The organism is Streptomyces changanensis, from assembly GCF_024600715.1.
Lineage (GTDB): Bacteria > Actinomycetota > Actinomycetes > Streptomycetales > Streptomycetaceae > Streptomyces > Streptomyces changanensis.
Genome location: NZ_CP102332.1, coordinates 2,066,901 through 2,086,678, shown reverse-complemented (window position 1 = coordinate 2,086,678; position 19,778 = coordinate 2,066,901). Strand labels below are relative to the sequence as shown.

The window sequence follows — 19,778 nt, the reverse complement described above, 5'->3', positions numbered from 1 at the left end:
GGGAGTGCCGGGGTGCAGGGGGGTGCCGGGGTGCGGGCGGTGCGGGGGCGCGTGAGGGTCCCGCACCCCTATATGGGGGCCGCTCCACGGCAGGTGCCGGCCGCGACCGTGCCGGGACGCGGCCGCCGGGGGAGGCCGTGTCCGGCACCGCCGGCCGGGACCCGGGACGCCATGGCCGGTTTGACCCGGGCGGGGACGGATCGTAGTCTTGACCGTCGGCGTGTTTCCATGCGCGCCAGCTCCTGAGCACCTTCCCTCCCTGCTCCGGTCGGGAGAGGCCGTTCCAACCATCCGGTTCAGTCGCGGGCCCCGGCCCGTGCGGACGGCTGGCGTCAGGGGTTTCCGTAACGAGCGAGGAGAGATCCGTGTACGCCATCGTGCGCAGCGGTGGTCGCCAGCACAAGGTTGCTGTCGGCGACATCGTTGAGGTTGACAAGATTTCCACTGCCAAGGTTGGCGACACGGTCGAGCTCTCGACCCTGCTCGTTGTCGACGGCGACTCCGTGACCAGCGACCCGTGGGTCCTGGCCGGCATCAAGGTCGAGGCCGAGGTCGTGGACCACCACAAGGGCGCCAAGATCGACATCCTGCGCTACAAGAACAAGACCGGCTACCGCCGTCGCCAGGGCCACCGCCAGCAGTACACGGCGATCAAGGTCACGGCGATCCCGACGGCCGCGAAGTAAGGGACTGAGGAGACATGGCACACAAGAAGGGCGCATCGTCCACCCGGAACGGTCGCGACTCCAACGCTCAGCGGCTCGGCGTGAAGCGCTTCGGCGGTCAGGTCGTCAACGCCGGTGAGATCCTGGTCCGCCAGCGTGGCACGCACTTCCACCCCGGTGCGGGCGTCGGCCGTGGCGGCGACGACACGCTGTTCGCGCTGCAGGCCGGTTCGGTGCAGTTCGGCACCTTCCGTGGCCGCAAGGTCGTGAACATCGTCCCGGTCGCCTGACCGGACGCTTCGTGAGGGCGGGCCTCTCTTCCCGCACGGTGTAGGCCGTGCGGGAAGAGGGTCCGCCTTTCGCTTGTTACTGCTGAGACACACGTACGTTCTTTCCGCACTGCTGGAGGCACCCCCACCATGACCACCTTCGTGGACCGCGTCGAGCTGCACGTCGCCGCGGGTAGCGGAGGCCACGGCTGTGCCTCCGTTCACCGGGAGAAGTTCAAGCCGCTCGGCGGCCCCGACGGCGGCAACGGCGGGCGGGGCGGCGACGTCATCCTCGTCGTCGACCAGTCCGTGACCACGCTGCTCGACTACCACCACTCGCCCCACCGCAAGGCGACCAACGGCAAGCCCGGCGAGGGCGGCAACCGCTCCGGCAAGGACGGTCAGGACCTGGTCCTGCCCGTACCCGACGGCACGGTCGTCCTGGACCGCGACGGCGAGGTCCTCGCGGACCTGGTCGGCCACGGCACCCGGTTCGTCGCCGCCCAGGGCGGCCGCGGTGGCCTCGGCAACGCGGCGCTTGCCTCCGCGCGCCGCAAGGCCCCCGGCTTCGCGCTGCTCGGCGAGCCCGGTGACCTCCAGGACATCGTCCTGGAGCTGAAGACCGTCGCCGACGTCGCACTCGTCGGCTACCCGAGCGCCGGCAAGTCCTCGCTGATCTCCGTGCTCTCCGCGGCGAAGCCGAAGATCGCGGACTACCCGTTCACCACCCTGGTGCCGAACCTCGGCGTCGTCACCGCCGGCTCCACCGTCTACACCATCGCCGACGTGCCCGGCCTCATCCCCGGCGCCAGCCAGGGCAAGGGCCTCGGCCTGGAGTTCCTGCGCCACGTCGAGCGCTGCAGCGTCCTCGTGCACGTCCTCGACACGGCGACGCTGGAGTCGGACCGCGACCCGGTCTCCGACCTCGACGTCATCGAGGAGGAGCTGCGGCAGTACGGCGGTCTCGACGACCGGCCGCGCATCGTCGTCCTCAACAAGGTCGACATCCCGGACGGCAAGGACCTCGCCGACATGATCCGCCCGGACCTGGAGGCACGCGGCTACCGCGTCTTCGAGGTGTCGGCCGTCGCGCACATGGGCCTCAAGGAGCTGTCGTTCGCGCTCGCCGAGATCGTCGGCACGGCGCGCGCCGCCAAGCCGAAGGAGGAGGCGACCCGCATCGTCATCCGCCCGAAGGCCGTCGACGACAGCGGCTTCACCGTCACCCGCGAGGAGGACGGTCTGTACCGGGTCCGCGGCGAGAAGCCGGAGCGCTGGGTGCGCCAGACCGACTTCAACAACGACGAGGCCGTCGGCTACCTCGCCGACCGCCTCAACCGCCTCGGTGTCGAGGACCAGCTGATGAAGGCCGGGGCCCGCGCGGGCGACGGCGTCGCCATCGGCCCCGAGGAGAACGCGGTCGTCTTCGACTGGGAGCCGACCATGATGGCCGGCGCCGAGATGCTCGGCCGCCGCGGCGAGGACCACCGCCTGGAGGCCCCGCGCCCCGCCGCCCAGCGCCGCAAGGACCGCCAGGCGGAGCACGACGAGGCCGAGCGCGAGTACGACGAGTTCGACCCGTTCTGACGGACGGGGCGGGCCTGCCCGTGACGGAGGTGCGTCACGGGTCGCCGCCGGAGCCGCAGGGCCGCCCGTGGCGGGTGGCGGCAGTGGTGGCTCGTGGCTCGTAGTCGGCGTTCGTCGTCGTAACGTACGGAAGACGGGCGGGGCCGCCACACGGCGGCCCCGCCCGCCGTCGTGCGCGGGGCGGCGGGCGGGCGTGACGGGTACGGCGGGTTCGTCGGGCGCCGTCGCGGGGGAGGGCGGAAAATGGGCCCGACCTGCACAACCTTTCGGTTTCCGTCGCCGTCTAGCTTTCGGGGCGGCCTCGCAGCGCCCCCTTCGTACACACATGGGGCACCGGTGAAGATCTCTTTCCTCATTCACACCGTCTACGGGATAGGCGGCACCATCCGCACCACGCTCAACCTCGCGGAGGAGCTCGCGGACCGGCACGAGGTCGAGATCGTCTCCGTCTTCCGGCACCGCGACATCCCGCTCTTCACCATCGACCCGCGCATCACCGTGGTCCCCCTGATCGACACCCGCCCCTCCTCGCCGACGAACGAGAAGGAGCATCCGGACCTCCTGGCGCCGTCCACGTCCTTCCCCCGTAACGAAGCGCGGTACAAGGAGTACGGCCGGCTCACCGACGAGCGGGTCCGCGCCCACTACGCCTGCTCCGACGCCGACGTCGTGATCGGCACCCGCCCGGGCCTCGTCGCGTACGTCGCCCGGTTCGCCCCGCGCGGCGCCGTGCTCATCGGTCAGGAGCACATGACGCACAACCACCACAAGCAGGCGCTGCGCGACGAGATGCGGCCCCACCTTCAGGCCCTCGACGCGTTCGTGACCGTCTCCGAGGGCGACGCCGCGGTGTGGCGGGAGCGGATGAGCCTGCCGGACACGCGGGTCCTGTGCATACCGAACAGCGTGCCCGAACCGATGGTCGCGCCCTCCGACCAGTCGGGCACCACCGTCGTCGCCGCCGGGCGCCTCTCCCGGGAGAAGCAGTACGAGGTGCTCGTGGAGGCGTTCGCGAAGGTCGCCGCCGTCCACCCCGAGTGGACCCTGCGCATCTGCGGCTGGGGCACCGAGCGGGAGAAGCTTCAGCGCCGCATCCAGGCGCTCGACCTGCACAACCACGTCTTCCTCATGGGGCCGCGCTCGCCCATCGAACCGGAGTGGGTCAAGGGCGCGGTCGCCGTCTCCACCTCGCGGCACGAGTCGTTCGGCATGACCCTGGTCGAGTCGATGCGCTGCGGCGTCCCGATGGTCAGCACGGACTGCGACTACGGACCACGCGAGATCATCCGCGACGGCGAGGACGGCCTGCTCGTACCGGTCGGGGACGTCGACGCGGTGGCAGCCGCCCTGCTGCGGCTCATCGACGACGAGCCGCTGCGCCGGCGCATGGGCGAGGCGGCCCGACACAACGCCCGCCGCTTCGACCCGTCGGTCATCGCCGAGCGGTACGCCGACCTGTTCGCCGAACTCGGCGCGGGGACCGGCGCCAGGGCGGCCGGCGGGCGGGACCTCGCGGCCGGTGACGGGCCGGGTGCCGGGGCGGCGGGCGAGGGGGTCGGTGCCGGCTCCAACGCCACGACGGACGCCGTCGCGTCCGGCGTCCCGAACGGCGCCGGCTCCGGTGCCGCCACGGACACCACGCCGGACACCTCCGCCACCCCCGCGAGCCCCGCCACTCCCGCGAGCCCCGCCACTCCCGCGAGCCCCGCCCCTCCCGCCCCTCCCGCCACTCCTGCCCCCGACGGCTTCGAGCCCGTCGCCGACTGCGTGGTCCGGCCCGACGGTTCCCTCGCCGTCACCCTGCTCGCCCCGCCCGCCGCGGCCGCCCGGTACGAGGACCTGCGTCTGGTCGCCGTCCTGCAGGGCCGTACGCCCGTGGAGCGCTCCTGGGCGTTCGCGCCCGACGGCACGGTCACGGTTCCCGCGGGCGAGGACCTCGCCGAGGGCAACTGGGTGTGCCACGCCGAACACCCGGCGACCGGCGTCCGCGCCCCCCTCACCGCCCGCGCCGTCGACCAGCGCGGAGCGCTGCGCCCCGCCGACCGCCTCGCCCCCGGTGACCCGGTGCGCCACCTCGTCCCGTACCGCCGCGCCCCCCGCCACCTGCTGGAGCTGCGCGCCTGGGCGCGGGCCGTGCACGCGGAGGCGGGCGACGTCGCGCTCACCGACGACCACGTCACCGTCACCGGACGGCTCCTCGGCCCCGTCGGGCGGGTCGCCGAGCGGCCCGAACTCGTCCTGCGCCGCTACGACAGCCACGAGGAGTTCGCCGTCCCCGGCACCTGGCGGTCCGGGCACCGCTTCCGTGTGACCCTCCCGTGGGACGAGCCGGCCGCACGCCGCCACCGCGACCAGGACACCTGGGCGCTGTGGCTGCGGTACGCCGACGGCGAGCCGCCGGTGAAGGTCGCCCGCCTGCTCGACGACGTCGTCGCCAAGGCCGACGTGTTCACGTACCGCCCGGTCCGGCGGCACCGGCGGCGTCCGCTGCTCCTGCTGCGCCGCGTCGTCCGCCGCGTACGCCGCCGGCCCCAGCTCATGACCGAGCTCACCCTCCGCTACGACGGCCACAACGCCCTGTACCTCACGGTCACCGGCGCGTGACCGCGTACCGGGAGAGGGGAGGGGCGGACCATGGACACCCCCCGGCACCCCAGGAGTGTGGTGGGCCCACACACCGTGATCGCGAAGGGCCCACACGCCGTCCCGAACCGCCGGATCATGTGCGGTCCGTCACCACCCGGGCGCTTTCCCACCCCGCCAACACAGCTGGCCACACGGTGAACCACCGGTTGCCGGCAGGGGTCGACCCCGCCCGTCCCGCCTTGCGAGACGGTCACGGAGGGTGCGACCATCAGCCCGTTCCCCGAGCCATAGCAAGGTAGGTCGTCCCTGTGTCTGCGCCTCCGTCCGCGCCTCGTGAAGCCAAGACCCGCACCACCGCCGTCGTCCTCGCCGGGGGCACGGGCCAGCGGGTGGGCCTCGCCATCCCGAAGCAGCTGCTGAAGATCGCGGGCAAGGCCGTCATCGAGCACACCCTCTCGATCTTCGAGCAGGCGGACAGCGTTGACGACGTGATCGTGCTGATGGCGCCGGGCTTCGTCCCCGACATCGAGAAGATCGTCACCAAGGCCGGCCTGACCAAGGTCACCCGGATCATCGAGGGCGGCGCCACGCGCAACGAGACCACCGAGCGCGCCATCCGCGCCCTCGGCGAGGGCCTCGCGGACGGCGAGGACCTGAACGTCCTCTTCCACGATGCCGTCCGCCCCCTGCTGTCACAGCGGGTGATCGAGGACTGCGTCGCCGCTCTCGACCGCTACCAGGCCGTGGACGTCGCCATCCCGTCCGCCGACACGATCATCGTGACGCGCACGCACGGCGAGGACGGCGAGTTCATCACCGACGTCCCGGACCGCTCGCGGCTGCGCCGCGGCCAGACCCCGCAGGCGTTCAAGCTGTCCACCATCCGCCGGGCCTACGAGATCGCGGCCGGCGACCCCAACTTCCAGGCCACCGACGACTGCTCCGTCGTCCTGCGCTACCTCCCCGACGTGCCGATCCACGTCGTCCCGGGCGACGAGTACAACATGAAGGTGACGCAGCCCGTCGACGTCTTCATCGCCGACAAGCTGTTCCAGCTCGCCTCCACCGCCGCCCCCGCCCAGGCCGACGAGGACGCCTACCGCGCCCTGCTCTCCGGCCGCACGCTCGTCGTGTTCGGCGGCTCGTACGGCATCGGCGCCGACATCGCCGCGCTCGCCGAACGGTACGGCGCGCGGGTCTACGCCCTCGGCCGCTCCACCACCGGCACCCACGTCGAGAACCCGCAGCACGTCGAGGACGCGCTGGCCACCGCGTACCGCGAGACCGGCCGCGTCGACTACGTCATCAACACGGCGGGCGTCCTGCGCATCGGCAAGCTCGCGGAAACCGACAACGACACCATTCAGGAAGCCCTGAACGTCAATTACCTGGCACCCGTCCAGATTGCCCGTGCTTCCTACAAGTACCTGGTGGAGACGAGGGGGCAACTCCTGCTCTACACCTCCTCCAGCTACACCCGCGGACGCGCCGAGTACAGCCTCTATTCGTCCACCAAGGCCGCCATGGTGAATCTCACCCAGGCCCTCGCCGACGAATGGGCCACCGACGGAATCCGCGTCAATTGCGTCAATCCCGAGCGCACCGCCACGCCCATGCGCACCCGGGCGTTCGGCCAGGAGCCCGCCGGATCCCTGCTCTCCTCCGAGGCCGTCGCCCGCACCTCCCTCGACGTCCTGCTCTCCGAACTCACCGGCCACGTCATCGACGTGCGTCAGCAGGACCCCACCCGCGCCGCGGGCGAGGCGTCCGGCTTCGAGCAGGCCCTCGCGGCCGTCCTGGACCGCCAGGAAGATGTGTAATACTCGCAGGATGTGAATTCCCGGGCCCCTGCATCACCGCGAGCAATCGCGAATGCAGGGGCCCGCGCAGTGAAGTACCGCCTTCACGGAACCAAAGCCTTGTGAAACAACCGGCATCCCCGTCTGGAGCAGGTTCTACGTGATTTCGACCGTCATTCGACTGGCCCGCGTGGGCAGTCGGTCGGAGCTGGCCGCGGCAGTCCTCATGGGACTCGGTTACCCGGCCGTCATGCTCGCCGCGCTGATCCCGAACATCTGGCTGTTCGCGGCAGCCGGCGCCGTCACCTACGCCGCCGACTGGTACCTGCACCAGAAGAACAGCTACCTGGTCAACCGTCTCAACAGCGTCCGGGCCGGGCTGCCCATCCGCTTCCTGCTGCGGCAACTGCTGCTCATCCTGCTCCTCGCCCGCGAGAACCTCGCCGAGCAGCCGGTGTTCTACGCGACGGTCGCCTGCTTCCTGCTCTTCTACGGACTCCAGGCCCCGCACGGCGCGCTCGCCACCCTCATCAAGCTCCGCCGCACCATGCCAGTCGTCACCCGCAACGTCGACCTGCACGGCGTGCGCATCCCCGACGCCCCGCCGCGCACCCTGCTGCACCGCTCCGGCGAGAAGATGCTCCACCTCGACCTCCCCGCCGTCGTCGGCGTGGTCGCCGCCGTCGTCACCGGCCGCGCCACCCCCGCCTACGCGGGTGTCGCCGCCACCCTCGGCCTCGGCGTCCTGTACATCCTGCTCCTCGCCCCGTACCTGCGCCGCAAGCGCCGCGTCCCCGGCGCGGGCGCCGTCCTCAAGGCCGTCGACATCTGGCTGCGCGAGTACCAGCCCACCGTCGCCCTGTACTTCTCCGGCTCCGACGACTCGGCCTACCAGGTCAACATGTGGCTGGAGACCATGGAACAGGTCGACGGCCGGCCGATCGTCATCATGCGCGAGCCGAGCCTCGTCCCGAAGCTCGGCGACACCTGGGTGCCCATCCTGTGCATCCCCGGCGGACAGCACGTCATGGCCCGCGACTGGTCCACCGTGCGCGTCACGCTCTACCCGGCCAACGTCGGCAAGAACATCCACATGCTGCGCGTGCCGACCTCCAAGCACGTCTTCATCGGCCACGGCGACAGCGACAAGCTCGCCAGCGTCAACCCGTTCTCCAAGGTGTACGACGAGGTGTGGACCGCCGGCCGCGCCGGCCGCGACCGGTACGCCCTCGCCGACGTCGGCGTCCGCGACGAGGACATCGTCGAGGTCGGCCGCCCGCAGCTCGCGCCCATCCGCCGCTGGACGGGCGCACCCGCGAACCCCGTCCCGACCATCCTGTACGCCCCCACCTGGGAGGGCTGGGACGGCAACCCCGGCAACACCTCCCTCCTCCGCGCCGGCGAGAACATCGTCCGACGCCTCCTGGACGCCGACAGGCCCGTCCGCCTCATCTACAAGCCCCACCCCTTCACCGGTCTCGTCGACAAGAAGGCCAAGGCCGTCGACGAACGCATCCGCAAGCTCGTCACCGACGCCGCCGCCCAGCGCGCCACCGACCCGCGCTGGGCCGCCGAGGCCGCCGCCTCACAGGCCGGGCAGGCCGCCGCACGCGCCGAACTCCTGCGCATCGAGACCCGCCTGGCCGCCCTCGCCCGCCCCGGCCGCAAGGGCAGCGACGCCGCCGAGACCTCCCGCGTCTCCCTCGCCGACCCGCACCGCCTCGCCGAGGTCAAGCGCCTGCGCGCCGAGTGGAACGACGCCTACTGGCGCTCCGCCGGCTGGTGGGAGCACCGCGTCGTCACGGGCGCCGAACCGCGCCTCTACGACTGCTTCAACGAGGCCGACGCGATGGTCTCCGACATCTCCAGCGTCGTGTCCGACTTCATCGCCAGCGGCAAGCCGTACGCGGTGACCGACTCGGCGGAGCTCGGCCCGGACGAGTTCCGCCGCCAGAACACCGCCGTGCGCGCCGCCGTCATCCTCACCAACAGCGCCGTCGAACTCGACGAACTGCTCGCCGCCGTCGCCGACCCCGCCGCCGACCGGACGGCACGGGAACGGCGCGAGCTGAAGCAGTACCTGCTCGGCCCCGACGAGCCCACCTCCATGGAGCAGTTCGACGCCGCCCTGCGCGCCCTCACCGCCAAGGCCGAGGCCCGCAACGCCGGCGTCGCCCAGCGGCTCGCCGGACAGCACATCGGCGAGGTCGACCGCGAGGACGACGCCCCGCCGATCGGCACCCCCGACGACACCGCGACCGATCCCACCGACCCGGCCGACCACCCCGTCGCCGGCGCCCCCGGCAGGACCGGCAGCGGCGCGCTGGGCGTCCTCGTCGCGGAGGACGAGGACGACGCGGCGGAGACCACCTCGGTCGGCTGACCCGCACCCGCGGCGACGGCCCGTGCCCACCCCTGCCCGGGGTGGGCACGGGCCGTCGCCGCGTCGGGCGGGGCGCTGTCGCACGGGGCCCGAGCGTGTGTGCGTCCGCGTGCCGGGCCCTCGGCACGGCCCCTCGCCGCGACTGGCCCCTCGGCACGGCGGGCCGGGCGCCCACGGCGTCGGAGCGCCTGCCTCCGACCCGCCGCCCCACCTCCGTGGCCTGGCGACTCACCGGGCCCCGGCCCGTCCGGAGACGTATCCGGAGACGGGTCCGAAGACGTCTCCGAAGACCTGTCCACGAACGTGTCCACCCGATGGAATGAACGCGCACCGACCACCCCGGCTGGCATAGATTCGCCCCGTGACAGTGGCAAGGCAGTTCGTGACGGAAGCCCGCAGGATCGTCGTCAAGGTCGGCTCGTCCTCCCTGACCACCGCCTCGGGCGGGCTCGACGCCGACCGGGTCGACGCCCTCGTCGACGTACTCGCCAAGGTCCGCGGCGACGCCCGGCGCGAGATCGTCCTCGTGTCGTCCGGCGCCATCGCCGCCGGGCTCGCCCCGCTCGGCCTCGACCGCCGCCCCAAGGACCTCGCCCGGCAGCAGGCCGCCGCCAGCGTCGGCCAGGGCCTCCTCGTCGCCCGCTACACCGCCTCCTTCGCCCGCTACGGCGTCCGCGTCGGGCAGATCCTCCTCACCAGCGACGACATGAGCCGCCGCGCCCACTACCGCAACGCCTACCGGACGCTCGAACAGCTCCTCACCATGGGCGCCCTGCCCGTCGTCAACGAGAACGACACCGTCGCCACGGACGAGATCAGGTTCGGCGACAACGACCGGCTCGCCGCCCTCGTCGCCCACCTCGTCCGCGCCGACCTGCTGGTCCTGCTCTCCGACGTGGACGGCCTCTACGACGGCGACCCGAGCCGCCCCGGCACCACCCGCGTCGCCGAGGTGAGCGGCCCCACGGACCTCGCCGGCATCGAGATCGGCTCCACCGGAAAGGCCGGCGTCGGCACCGGCGGCATGGTCACCAAGGTCGAGGCCGCCCGCATCGCCGCCGCCGCCGGCATCCCCGTCGTGCTGACCTCGGCCAGCCGGGCCGCTGACGCCCTCGCCGGCCGCGACACCGGAACGTACTTCCACCGCACCGGCCGGCGCTCCGCCGACCGCCTGCTGTGGCTGGCGCACGCCTCCGCCCCCCAGGGAGCCCTCACCCTCGACGAAGGCGCCGTCCGCGCCGTCGTACAGGGCCGGAAATCCCTGCTCCCGGCCGGGATCGCCGCCGTCGAGGGCGACTTCGCCGCCGGCGACCCCGTCGAGCTGCGCGACCGCGACGGCCGGCCGGTCGCCCGTGGCCTCGTCAACTTCGACGCCAGGGAGGTCCCCCAACTCCTGGGCCGCTCCACGAAGGAACTGGCGAAGGAACTCGGACCGGCGTACGAGCGGGAGGTCGTACACAGGGACGATCTCGTCGTCCTGCACCCCTGGAACGGCTGAAAGTCGGGTCAACCTCCGGAGAGCTTCCCCAAAACCGCCCCACGCTCCGCTCGGGGCTGGTCAACTTTGTCTGGGGGGTAAGTGGGGTGACAGCACGACAACGCATCAACAGGAGGCCGCCGGTGAGACGAGCGCGCCCAGGGGCCCTGCCCCGTGGGACGACCGAACGTGCCTTGACCAGTGTCGAGGCCGGGGCCGATTTCGACGACGCCGCCTTCCGGCCCGGAACCGGCACGACCACCGGCACGGGGACCGGCACGGGCACGGGAGCCGCTGACGGCACCCCCGAGCGGCCGGTGTCCAAGCTGTGGCACATCACCCTCACCGTGTCCGGACGGGAAGCCCCGCTGGAGGAGGTCCGGCGGGCGCTGGAACAGCTCGCCCACGACCACCCCTTCCTGCTGACCAGCAGATACGCCACCGACCACGCCGAGATCCGGTACTGGGAGGAGGCCCGCGACCTGCACGACGCGGCAGCCGTGGCCCTGCGCCTGTGGGGCGAGCACCGCCAGAGCGCCAAGCTGCCGCCGTGGGAGATCGTCGGCCTGGAGGTCATCGACCGCGAGACCTACCACCAGCGCGTCGCCGAGGGGTACGGACCTCCGCCCGCCGCCCCCGTCGGCGTGCACCCGTACTGACACCGGCACCCGGAGCGGGCCCCGCCGGTCCGGCGGGGCCCGGTCCCGGCGCTCGCTTTCGGTCACGGTCGCGGACCACAGGCCCGCGGCCCCGGCCACGGCCCGGACTGCGGCCGGTTCGGGTCCGCCGTGGGCCGGTGCGTGGTGCGACCCGCCCGGCGCGGTGCCGTGCGGCGTGTGGTGCGGTGCGGTGCGGTGCGACGCATGGTGCGGCCCGGTTCCGTACCCGGCCCGGTGCGGGCCGTACCCGGGCACGGCCCGCACCGGGCGCGACGCGCCGGGCGCGGCCCCGACCCAGCGCCGGGCCCCGGGCCGCACTGGGCCGCACTGGGCCGGACGGGGCCGGACGGGGCCGCCGCACGGCGCCGCGGCACGGCGGATCGCCCGGGCACACCGGCACCCTCCGTTCGTGACGGTCACCCCGGGTGTCTCGTACGGCGGGACGGAGCCGGACATATGTGGGGTGTCCGCGCGGGGCGCATTACCCTGCGGGCATGACCTCGCGATCCGCCTCCCCGTCCATGCACCCGTACGACGACATGTCGCCGGTGGCGCAGGCCGCCTACCGGGCCCGCGCCGCCTCCGCCGACATCGCGCCCCTGCCGCGCGCGGCCAAGGACGACGCGCTGCTGGCCATGGCCGACGCCCTCGAAGTCCGCACCGCCGACATCGTCCGGGCGAACGCCGAGGACGTGGCCCGGGCCCGCGAGGCCGGCACCAGCGAGTCGATCGTCGACCGCCTGACCCTCACCCCCGAGCGGGTGCGCGCCATCGCCGCGGACGTCCGGCACGTGGCGGGGCTGCCCGACCCGGTCGGCGAGGTCGTCCGCGGCTCGACCCTCCCCAACGGACTCGACCTGCGGCAGGTGCGCGTCCCGCTCGGTGTCGTCGGCATCATCTACGAGGCCCGCCCGAACGTCACCGTCGACGCCGCCGCCCTCTGCCTCAAGGCGGGCAACGCCGTCCTGCTGCGCGGCTCCTCCTCCGCGTACGCCTCCAACACCGCCCTGGTGCGGGTCCTGCGCGACGCCATCGGCGGCGCCGGCCTGCCCGCCGACGCCGTGCAGCTCGTGCCGGGCGAGTCGCGCGACTCCGTCCGCGAGCTGATGCGCGCCCGCGGCCTGGTCGACGTCCTCATCCCGCGCGGCGGCGCCTCCCTGATCCGCACGGTCGTCGAGGAGTCCACCGTCCCCGTCATCGAGACGGGCACCGGCAACTGCCACGTGTACGTCGACGCCCAGGCCGACCTGGACATGGCCGTCGACATCCTGATCAACTCCAAGGCGCAGCGCGTCAGCGTGTGCAACGCCGCCGAGACCCTCCTCGTCCACCAGGACATCGCCGACCGGTTCCTGCCGCGCGCCCTGGAAGCCCTCGCCGAGGCGGGCGTCACCGTCCACGGCGACGAGCGGGTCCTGGCCCGAGCGGAAGGCTCCAAGGCCACCGTCGTCCCGGCCACCGCGGAGGACTGGGAGACCGAGTACCTCTCCCACGACATCGCCGCGGCCGTCGTCGACTCGCTGGACTCCGCCGTCGCCCACATCCGCCTGTGGACGTCCGGTCACACCGAGGCGATCGTCACCACCTCGCAGGCCGCCGCCCGCCGCTTCACCCAGCTGGTGGACTCCACGACGGTCGCCGTGAACGCCTCGACGCGCTTCACGGACGGTGGCCAGTTCGGGTACGGCGCGGAGATCGGCATCTCCACGCAGAAGCTCCACGCCCGCGGCCCCATGGGCCTGCCGGAGCTCACGTCGACCAAGTACATCGTCACCGGCGACGGTCACATCCGGTAACCGCCGCCCCTCCACGCCCTGTCCTTCGGCAGGGGGAGCTTGCACGCTCTCCCTGCCGAAGGAGACCGTCCGGGGCTACTCTGAGCACGTGCCGGACGACGTGGGGGGCAGGCCGTTTCCGGACGGCCGAGAGCCCGACGACGACCGCGGAGGCGCTGACGAGGACTTCGCCTCCGTGGTGTTCGACGAGGACTTCGTACGGGCCGCCGCGTTCCACGAGCCGACCGCCGTCGAGCGGCTCCTCGCCGCGGCCGAGGCGCGGGCCGACGCGGACGCCGCCAGGGCGCGCGGCCGCGGCGCTCCCCCCGACGACGACCCGTACGGCCCGGGCCTCCACGACGACGACCGGGACGACGACCCGTACGAGTCCTACGACCCCTACGGGCCCTACGGCGGCGCCCTGCGTCCGTACCGGCCGGGATCGGGCTGGTATCGCCCCGTCGCCTGGATCGTCGCCCTGCTGATGGGCCTCGGCATGGTCGCCCTCGCCTTCGCCGCCGTGTACCGCAGCTCCTCCGGTGAGCGCGAGGAGCAGGTGCCGACACCGGCGAGCACCGATGTGAGCCCGGACGGGCCCCCGCCCCCCTCACCCCCCGCCGCCCACCCCGCCCCGCCCGTCCCCGCCACCCACCACACCCCCTGACCCCCGCGGCACCCGCCCGGCACCACGCCGTCCCCCTGCCGGCGCGGCCGGACCCCAGGCCCGGCCACCCCGGCGCCGCCCATCCCGAACACTCGGGGCCGCGTGCCGCGTTTACCGGCTCCGCCTCGGACCCACCCTGAAGGTATGGCAGGGAGTGTCGACCCACCCGACGAGACGCCGGAGGGCCTCCCCGGCGGAGATGACGAATACCGGTCCGTCGCCTTCGACGAGTCCTTCGTCCGCGCTGCCCGCATCAGGGAGCTCTCCGCCCTGGAGCGCATGGCCGATGACACCACTGCCGACCCCGAAGACCCCGGCATCCGGCGCGGCGGATCCTCCGACGACGACAGCGACAGCGACATCGCGATCGACGACGACCGGTACGCGTACCGCCCCGGCCGGGTCCGCCGGCGCGGTCGCGGCGCGGGCGCCGGTGCCCTGCTGGTGGTCCTGCTCGTCGCGGTGGTCTTCGCCGCCGCCGTCCACTTCGGTTCGCGCTACCCCTACCAGCCCCCTCCCGACCAGCGAGCGGAACCGCTCCGCGTGACTCTCGTCGCCCTCGCCCCCGCGGGCACGGTGACGGGCGGCGAACCCCGCGACCTGTTCGCCCGCGGACCCGCGGCTACGGACCGTTCCGGTGCGGCCGGTATCGCCCTGCCTGCCGCGCGCCGCACCACCCACTTCTCCGAGGGGCAGGTGAGGGCCGCCCTGAGCATCGCCAGGGACTACCTGCTGCGATCGTCCCTCGACCCGGACGTCGTCACCGGCGCCACCGTCCGCCCGGTGCGGGCGCTGCTCGACCCGGACCAGCTCGCCCAGTTCGACCGGAGCGTCGACTCCCCGGCCGCCGACGGGCGGCACGCCACGGGTGGCTGGCTCGTCCGCTTCGATCCGGCCCGTGTGGCACTGGCCGACCCCGGCGTCCGGATCAGGGGATCCCTCCGGGTGGCCGAGGCGTCCACGGGCGTCCTGGAGGTGACGACGGACCACACCACCACCTACGCGCTGCGTCCCGCCGCCTCGGGCGGCGACTCCGCGGACGCCTCCCTCTTCACCGTCCGCCGCGAACTGCGCCTCCGCTTCGACCGCGACGACCTGCGGACACACCGCGTCGAGCTGGTGGCGAGCCACCTCCAGGCGGGCCCGACGGACTGCTCCGCCGACCTGTCCGGAGCCTTGCGCCCCCTGTTGGCGGGGGAACGGGCCACGGCCACGGCCCCGCCGGCGGCCGACCCGTACGCCTCCGCCCCCGCCACGGCCGCCCGCCACTGCGCGCCGCTGTCTCCCGCCTCGCAGCCCACGCCGCCCTGACGCGCGGGGTTCGGCCGGCGGACCGCCCGGCCGCACCGGCCGGGGCCACAGGCCCACCCGACCCGGGCGCCGGTCCGAACCGATCAGCCGGGCGGGCTCACCCCGGCCCCGACTCCGGCTCGGCGGCGCCGACCCGTCGGCCGCCCCGGCTCGTCCGGCGCGGGCCCGGCCCGCCGGGTCCGAGGCATCAGTCGCCCCAGGGTCAATGCTCCGCTGCCGGCCCGGCCAGGGACGCGTCCACCCGACGATCACCCGCCCGGGTCGGACGCGCCCCGCCCCTCACGCCTTGCCGGGACCGTCCCCGTCCCCGTCGGCGCCGGACGCCCCGCCACCGTCACCGCCCGCGCCGGTGCCCGGGCGGTTGCCGCCCCCGCCTCCGGCGAACCTCTCGAAGAGCTTCCCGCCGAGGTCCCCGGCGCCACCGGCTATGTCACCGACCAGCTTCATCAGCGGGTCCTTGCTGGCGCGCACCGTGTCCGCGTAGTGGCCGGCGGACTCGCGGAAGGAGTCGGCGACCGAGGTGTCCCCGTCCTCCGAGCGCCGCGTGTAGTGCCCGTCCATGATCCGCTGGTAGTCGCGGCTCTCGGACCACCTCTTCAGCTCGGCCGCCCGCACCGTGGTGAACGGGTGGCTGCGCGGCAGCACGTTCAGGATCTTCAGCACCGAGTCGCGCAGGTCACCGGCGGCCTCGTACTCCTCCGCCTGTGCCAGGAAGGCGTCGACGTTCATCTCGTGCAGGTGGTGGCCGCCCGCCAGCTTCATCAGACCGCGCATCGAGGCCTGCACGTCCTGGCCGACCAGGAGGCCGGCCCGGTCCGCCGACAGCTCCGACTTGCGGAACCACTCCCGCAGCGCCGTGACGATCGCCATGATCGCCACGTTGCCCAGCGGGATCCACGCGACCTTCAGCGCCAGGTTCGTCAGGAACAGCAGCACCGTCCGGTAGACGGCGTGGCCGGACAGGGCGTGGCCGACCTCGTGGCCGACCACCGCCCGCATCTCCTCCTCGTCCAGCAGCTCCACCAGGCTCGTCGTCACCACGATGATCGGCTCGTCCAGACCGACGCACATGGCGTTCGGCTTCGGATCCTGCGTGACGTACATCGGCGGGACCTTCTCCAGGTCGAGGATGTGGCAGGCGTCCCGCAGCATGTCGTGGAGGTGGGCGAACTGGGCGTCGCTCACGCGCACGGAGTCGGAGAGGTACAGCAGGCGCAGGCTCCGCTCCGGCAGTAGCCCGCTCAGCGCCTTGAACACGGTGTCGAAGCCGGTGAGCTTGCGCAGCGCGACGAGCGCCGAACGGTCCGCCGGATGCTCGTAGGCGCGGGAGGAGATCCCGGGGAAGCGTCGGCGCGTACGGCTCGGCGCCTTCTCGTGGCCGTTCTCAGTCATGGTTGCCCCCATATGTCGTACGGGATCTGCCTCGTCCCCCGGACAGACCTCAGCGTAGGCGCTGGTCTCCGAGACCGCCGAGGCTGTGGACAACGGCCTGTGGACAACGGCCCGTGCGAGGACAACGCCTGAGTCGGCGTGAGCGTGCCCGCACCGCCCGCATACGATGTGCGCGAAGTCTCCGCCCCCGACCCCGATGGATTGGTCCGCAGAAGATGAGCAGCCTCCACACCGCCGCCGCCCACCTGGTCACGCTCGCCGAAGGCGGCTCCGAGCACGGCGGCAACCACGAGAGCCTCAACCCCTACCTCACCGGCGGCGGCGCGCTCCTCGCGCTGCTCTTCCTGCTCTGGGTCACCACCCGCTTCAACCGCGACCGCTGAGCCGGCACCCGCCGGGACCGGGCCGCAGCGACGTGCCGTTAGGCTCTGCACGCATGGGAGAGCAGGAAGTGCCGAGAAGTCCCGGCAGACGCCGCCTTGGCGTGATGGGTGGGACGTTCGACCCGGTCCACCACGGACACCTGGTGGCCGCCAGCGAGGTGGCCGCCCTGTTCCACCTCGACGAGGTGGTGTTCGTGCCGACCGGGCAGCCGTGGCAGAAGACCCACAAGGTGGTCTCCCCGGCTGAGGACCGCTACCTGATGACGGTCATCGCCACGGCGTCGAACCCCCAGTTCTCGGTCAGCCGCATCGACATCGACCGCGCCGGCCCCACCTACACGATCGACACCCTGAGGGAGCTGCGCTCCCTCAACCCGGACACCGATCTGTTCTTCATCACCGGCGCCGACGCGCTGTCGCAGATCATGCCGGGCTGGCGCAACGCCGAGGAGCTCTTCTCGCTCGCGCACTTCATCGGGGTGACCCGCCCCGGTCACGACCTGTCGGACGACGGACTGCCCAAGGGCGGTGTCTCCCTGGTCGAGGTGCCCGCGCTCGCCATCTCCTCGTCGGACTGCCGCGCGAGGGTCGCCAAGGGCGACCCGGTCTGGTACCTGGTACCGGACGGTGTGGTGCGCTACATCGACAAGCGCCAGTTGTACCGGGGCCGATGAGGCACGGAGAGGGGCACCGGTGAACGACCGGAACGACCACCACGACCCGTACTACCCGCCGCAGCCGCGGATCGTCGGCTACGACGAGTACGGGCAGCCGGTGTACCAGCAGGGAGCCTCGGACCGGCAGCAGCCCGGGACGGGCCGGGCGGGGGACGGCGGACCGCAGGAGTACGGGTACGGCTACGACCCGTACGCCCAGGCACAGCCGTACCCCGAACCCCAGCAGTACCCCCAGGCCCAGCAGTACTCCGGAGACCAGCACTACTCCGGTGAGCAGCAGTACCCCGAGAACCAGGGCTACCCCCAGGGCCAGGGCTACTCCGTGGACCAGGGCTACTCGCAGGGGCAGGCGTACTCCCAGGACCAGCCGTACCAGGGCCAGGTCCAGGGCCAGGCCCACGCGGCGCAGCAGCGGCCCCAGCAGGCGCAGGCCCCCGGGCAGCCCCGGGACGGCCTGCCGTATGGCCACGATCCGTACGGCACCCAGCAGTGGCAGCCCCAGGGGCGCCCGTCCGCGCCCGGACAGCCGGCCGCGCACGCCACACCCCAGACCACCCCGCAGGCCGCGTCCGCCCCGGCCACCGGGCACGCCGTCGCCCCCGCGCCGGTGCCCGAGCAGCGGCGCCCCGCCCCGGAGCCGGAGCAGCCCGCGGCGCCCGAGCCGACCGCGCAGGGCCGCAGGGCCCGCGGCCCCCGCGACGAGCGCCGTGCCGCCGGGGAGCGCGCCGCCGGGCAGACCCCCGGGCCCCGGGAGCGCCCGAAGAACGGCGAGCGCCCGAAGAACGGGGACGCCCGCGGGGCCCGTGCCGCCCGTGACGCCGGCGACTACAGCACGGAGCAGTTCGCCTTCGTCGACGAGTCGGACGAGGAGTCCGAGGACGTCATCGACTGGCTCAAGTTCACCGAGAGCCGCTCGGAGCGCCGCGAGGAGGCCAAGCGGCGCGGCCGCAACCGGATGGTCGCGCTCGTCGTCGCCCTCGCCCTGGCACTCGTCGGCGGCGTCGGCTACCTGTGGTACGCCGGGCTGCTCCCCGGCCTGTCCCAGGAGGACGCCCAGCAGGGCGGCGCCACCGCCACCGGCCCGCAGAAGCGGGACGTCATCGTCCTGCACCTGCACAACACCAAGGACGAGGCCACGTCCACCGCCCTCCTGGTCGACAACGCGACGACCAAGCAGGGCACGACCGTCCTCCTGCCGAACGCCCTCGCCGTCACCAACGACGACGGGACGGCCACCACCCTCGGCAAGTCCGTCGAGGACGACGGCTCCTCCGGCACCCGCGAGGCCATCGGTTCCCTCCTCGGCACCAGGATCACCGGCACGTGGCGGCTCGACACCCCGTACCTGGAGAACCTCGTCGAGCTGGTCGGCGGCATCGAGGTCACCACCGACGCGGAGGTGCCCGCCGCCAAGGAGGGGGAGCCCCCGCTCGTCAGGAAGGGTGAGAACCAGACCCTCGACGGTCGCATGGCCGTCGCCTACGCCACCCACCGCGGCGACGCCGAGTCCGAGGCCGAGCAGCTCCAGCGGTTCGGCCAGGTCGTCCACGGGGTCCTGCGGAAGATGTCGGACGACCCCAGGAGCGCCACCACGACGATCCAGTCCCTGGCGCAGATCCTCGACCCGTCCCTCCCCGACAAGGATCTGGGCGCGTCCCTCGCCAAGCTCGCCGAGCACGCCAAGAAGGGCGCCTACAAGACGGCGATGCTGCCGGTGGAAGGCGACGGACGGCTCACCGAGGAGTCCGGGCGCAGCGTGGTCGAGGACATCCTCGGCGGCTCCGTCTCCGCCCCCGAGCAGGGCTCCGTCGTGCGCGTCGGCGTCCGCAACGCCAGCGGCGACCCCGACGCCACCGAGGCGGCGCGGATCGTCCTCGTCAACGGCGGCTACGCGGTCGTCGACGGTGGCAGGACGGACGGTACGGAGAGCACCTCCGAGATCGTCTACGGAGACGCCGCCCAGAAGGCCAAGGCCGACGAGGTCGCCAAGACCCTGGGCCTGCCGGCCAAGGCGGTCCGCCAGGGCAAGGCGTCCGCCAACGCCGACGTCACCGTCGTCCTGGGCAAGGACTACGAGGTCCCCTGAAGGGTTGGTCGGGCTGTCGGCGGCACGTGAGACCCTTGAGGTGTCCTTGACCGCCGACGAAAGCC

General features: G+C 73.1%; 15 protein-coding genes. 14 read left to right on the top strand and 1 reads right to left on the bottom strand.

What is annotated here, in order from left to right:
- Window positions 1-365 precede the first annotated feature (365 nt).
- The 11 genes from rplU to NRO40_RS09285 all read left to right on the top strand — a co-directional run bounded on the left by rplU (window position 366) and on the right by NRO40_RS09285 (window position 15,175).
- On the top strand, window positions 366-686 hold the full coding sequence (gene rplU, locus NRO40_RS09335; protein ID WP_023588745.1) for a 50S ribosomal protein L21: 321 nt from the start codon (window positions 366-368) through the stop codon (window positions 684-686).
- 14 nt (window positions 687-700) lie between these two features.
- Entirely contained in the window at window positions 701-955 is a 255-nt protein-coding gene (gene rpmA, locus NRO40_RS09330) for a 50S ribosomal protein L27 (RefSeq protein WP_010476314.1), read from the top strand.
- Between the two features lie 129 nt (window positions 956-1,084).
- On the top strand, window positions 1,085-2,521 hold the full coding sequence (gene obgE / locus NRO40_RS09325; RefSeq protein WP_058943098.1) for a GTPase ObgE: 1,437 nt from the start codon (window positions 1,085-1,087) through the stop codon (window positions 2,519-2,521).
- Between the two features lie 336 nt (window positions 2,522-2,857).
- Window positions 2,858-5,125 carry a glycosyltransferase family 4 protein gene (locus tag NRO40_RS09320; RefSeq protein WP_058943097.1) on the top strand — a complete coding sequence of 756 codons (2,268 nt, stop codon included), beginning with the start codon at window positions 2,858-2,860 and terminating at the stop codon, window positions 5,123-5,125.
- A gap of 290 nt (window positions 5,126-5,415) precedes the next feature.
- Entirely contained in the window at window positions 5,416-6,927 is a 1,512-nt protein-coding gene (locus NRO40_RS09315; protein ID WP_058943096.1) for a bifunctional cytidylyltransferase/SDR family oxidoreductase, read from the top strand.
- A gap of 139 nt (window positions 6,928-7,066) precedes the next feature.
- Window positions 7,067-9,289: a hypothetical protein gene (locus tag NRO40_RS09310; protein WP_232791125.1), complete on the top strand. Its 2,223-nt coding sequence runs from the start codon at window positions 7,067-7,069 to the stop codon at window positions 9,287-9,289.
- Window positions 9,290-9,650: 361 nt separating this feature from the next.
- Window positions 9,651-10,787, top strand: a complete 1,137-nt coding sequence (gene proB, locus NRO40_RS09305; RefSeq protein WP_107115132.1) for a glutamate 5-kinase — start codon at window positions 9,651-9,653, stop codon at window positions 10,785-10,787.
- A 122-nt stretch (window positions 10,788-10,909) separates the two neighbouring features.
- Window positions 10,910-11,425, top strand: coding sequence for a hypothetical protein (locus tag NRO40_RS09300; protein WP_058943094.1), 516 nt, complete (start codon window positions 10,910-10,912; stop codon window positions 11,423-11,425).
- A gap of 494 nt (window positions 11,426-11,919) precedes the next feature.
- Window positions 11,920-13,221: a glutamate-5-semialdehyde dehydrogenase gene (locus tag NRO40_RS09295; RefSeq protein WP_058943093.1), complete on the top strand. Its 1,302-nt coding sequence runs from the start codon at window positions 11,920-11,922 to the stop codon at window positions 13,219-13,221.
- A gap of 88 nt (window positions 13,222-13,309) precedes the next feature.
- Window positions 13,310-13,864, top strand: a complete 555-nt coding sequence (locus NRO40_RS09290) for an SCO2584 family spore wall biosynthesis protein (RefSeq protein ID WP_058943092.1) — start codon at window positions 13,310-13,312, stop codon at window positions 13,862-13,864.
- Between the two features lie 144 nt (window positions 13,865-14,008).
- Window positions 14,009-15,175: an SCO2583 family membrane protein gene (locus NRO40_RS09285; protein WP_058943091.1), complete on the top strand. Its 1,167-nt coding sequence runs from the start codon at window positions 14,009-14,011 to the stop codon at window positions 15,173-15,175.
- Between the two features lie 279 nt (window positions 15,176-15,454).
- Here the strand turns inward: NRO40_RS09285 and NRO40_RS09280 are convergent, their stop codons facing one another.
- Window positions 15,455-16,567 (bottom strand): M48 family metallopeptidase, encoded by a 1,113-nt coding sequence (locus tag NRO40_RS09280; protein WP_058943090.1) that lies wholly within the window; start codon window positions 16,565-16,567, stop codon window positions 15,455-15,457.
- Window positions 16,568-16,782: 215 nt separating this feature from the next.
- On the opposite strand from NRO40_RS09280, the gene NRO40_RS09275 reads away from it, so the two are divergent.
- From NRO40_RS09275 to NRO40_RS09265, 3 genes are all read left to right on the top strand, one after another.
- A complete protein-coding gene (locus tag NRO40_RS09275; protein ID WP_198549380.1) occupies window positions 16,783-16,950 on the top strand; it encodes a hypothetical protein in 168 nt (55 codons plus the stop codon).
- A gap of 53 nt (window positions 16,951-17,003) precedes the next feature.
- Window positions 17,004-17,624, top strand: a complete 621-nt coding sequence (gene nadD / locus NRO40_RS09270; RefSeq protein ID WP_058943089.1) for a nicotinate-nucleotide adenylyltransferase — start codon at window positions 17,004-17,006, stop codon at window positions 17,622-17,624.
- Between the two features lie 325 nt (window positions 17,625-17,949).
- Window positions 17,950-19,713, top strand: a complete 1,764-nt coding sequence (locus NRO40_RS09265; RefSeq protein ID WP_408057081.1) for an LCP family protein — start codon at window positions 17,950-17,952, stop codon at window positions 19,711-19,713.
- The last annotated feature ends 65 nt before the right edge of the window (window positions 19,714-19,778 follow it).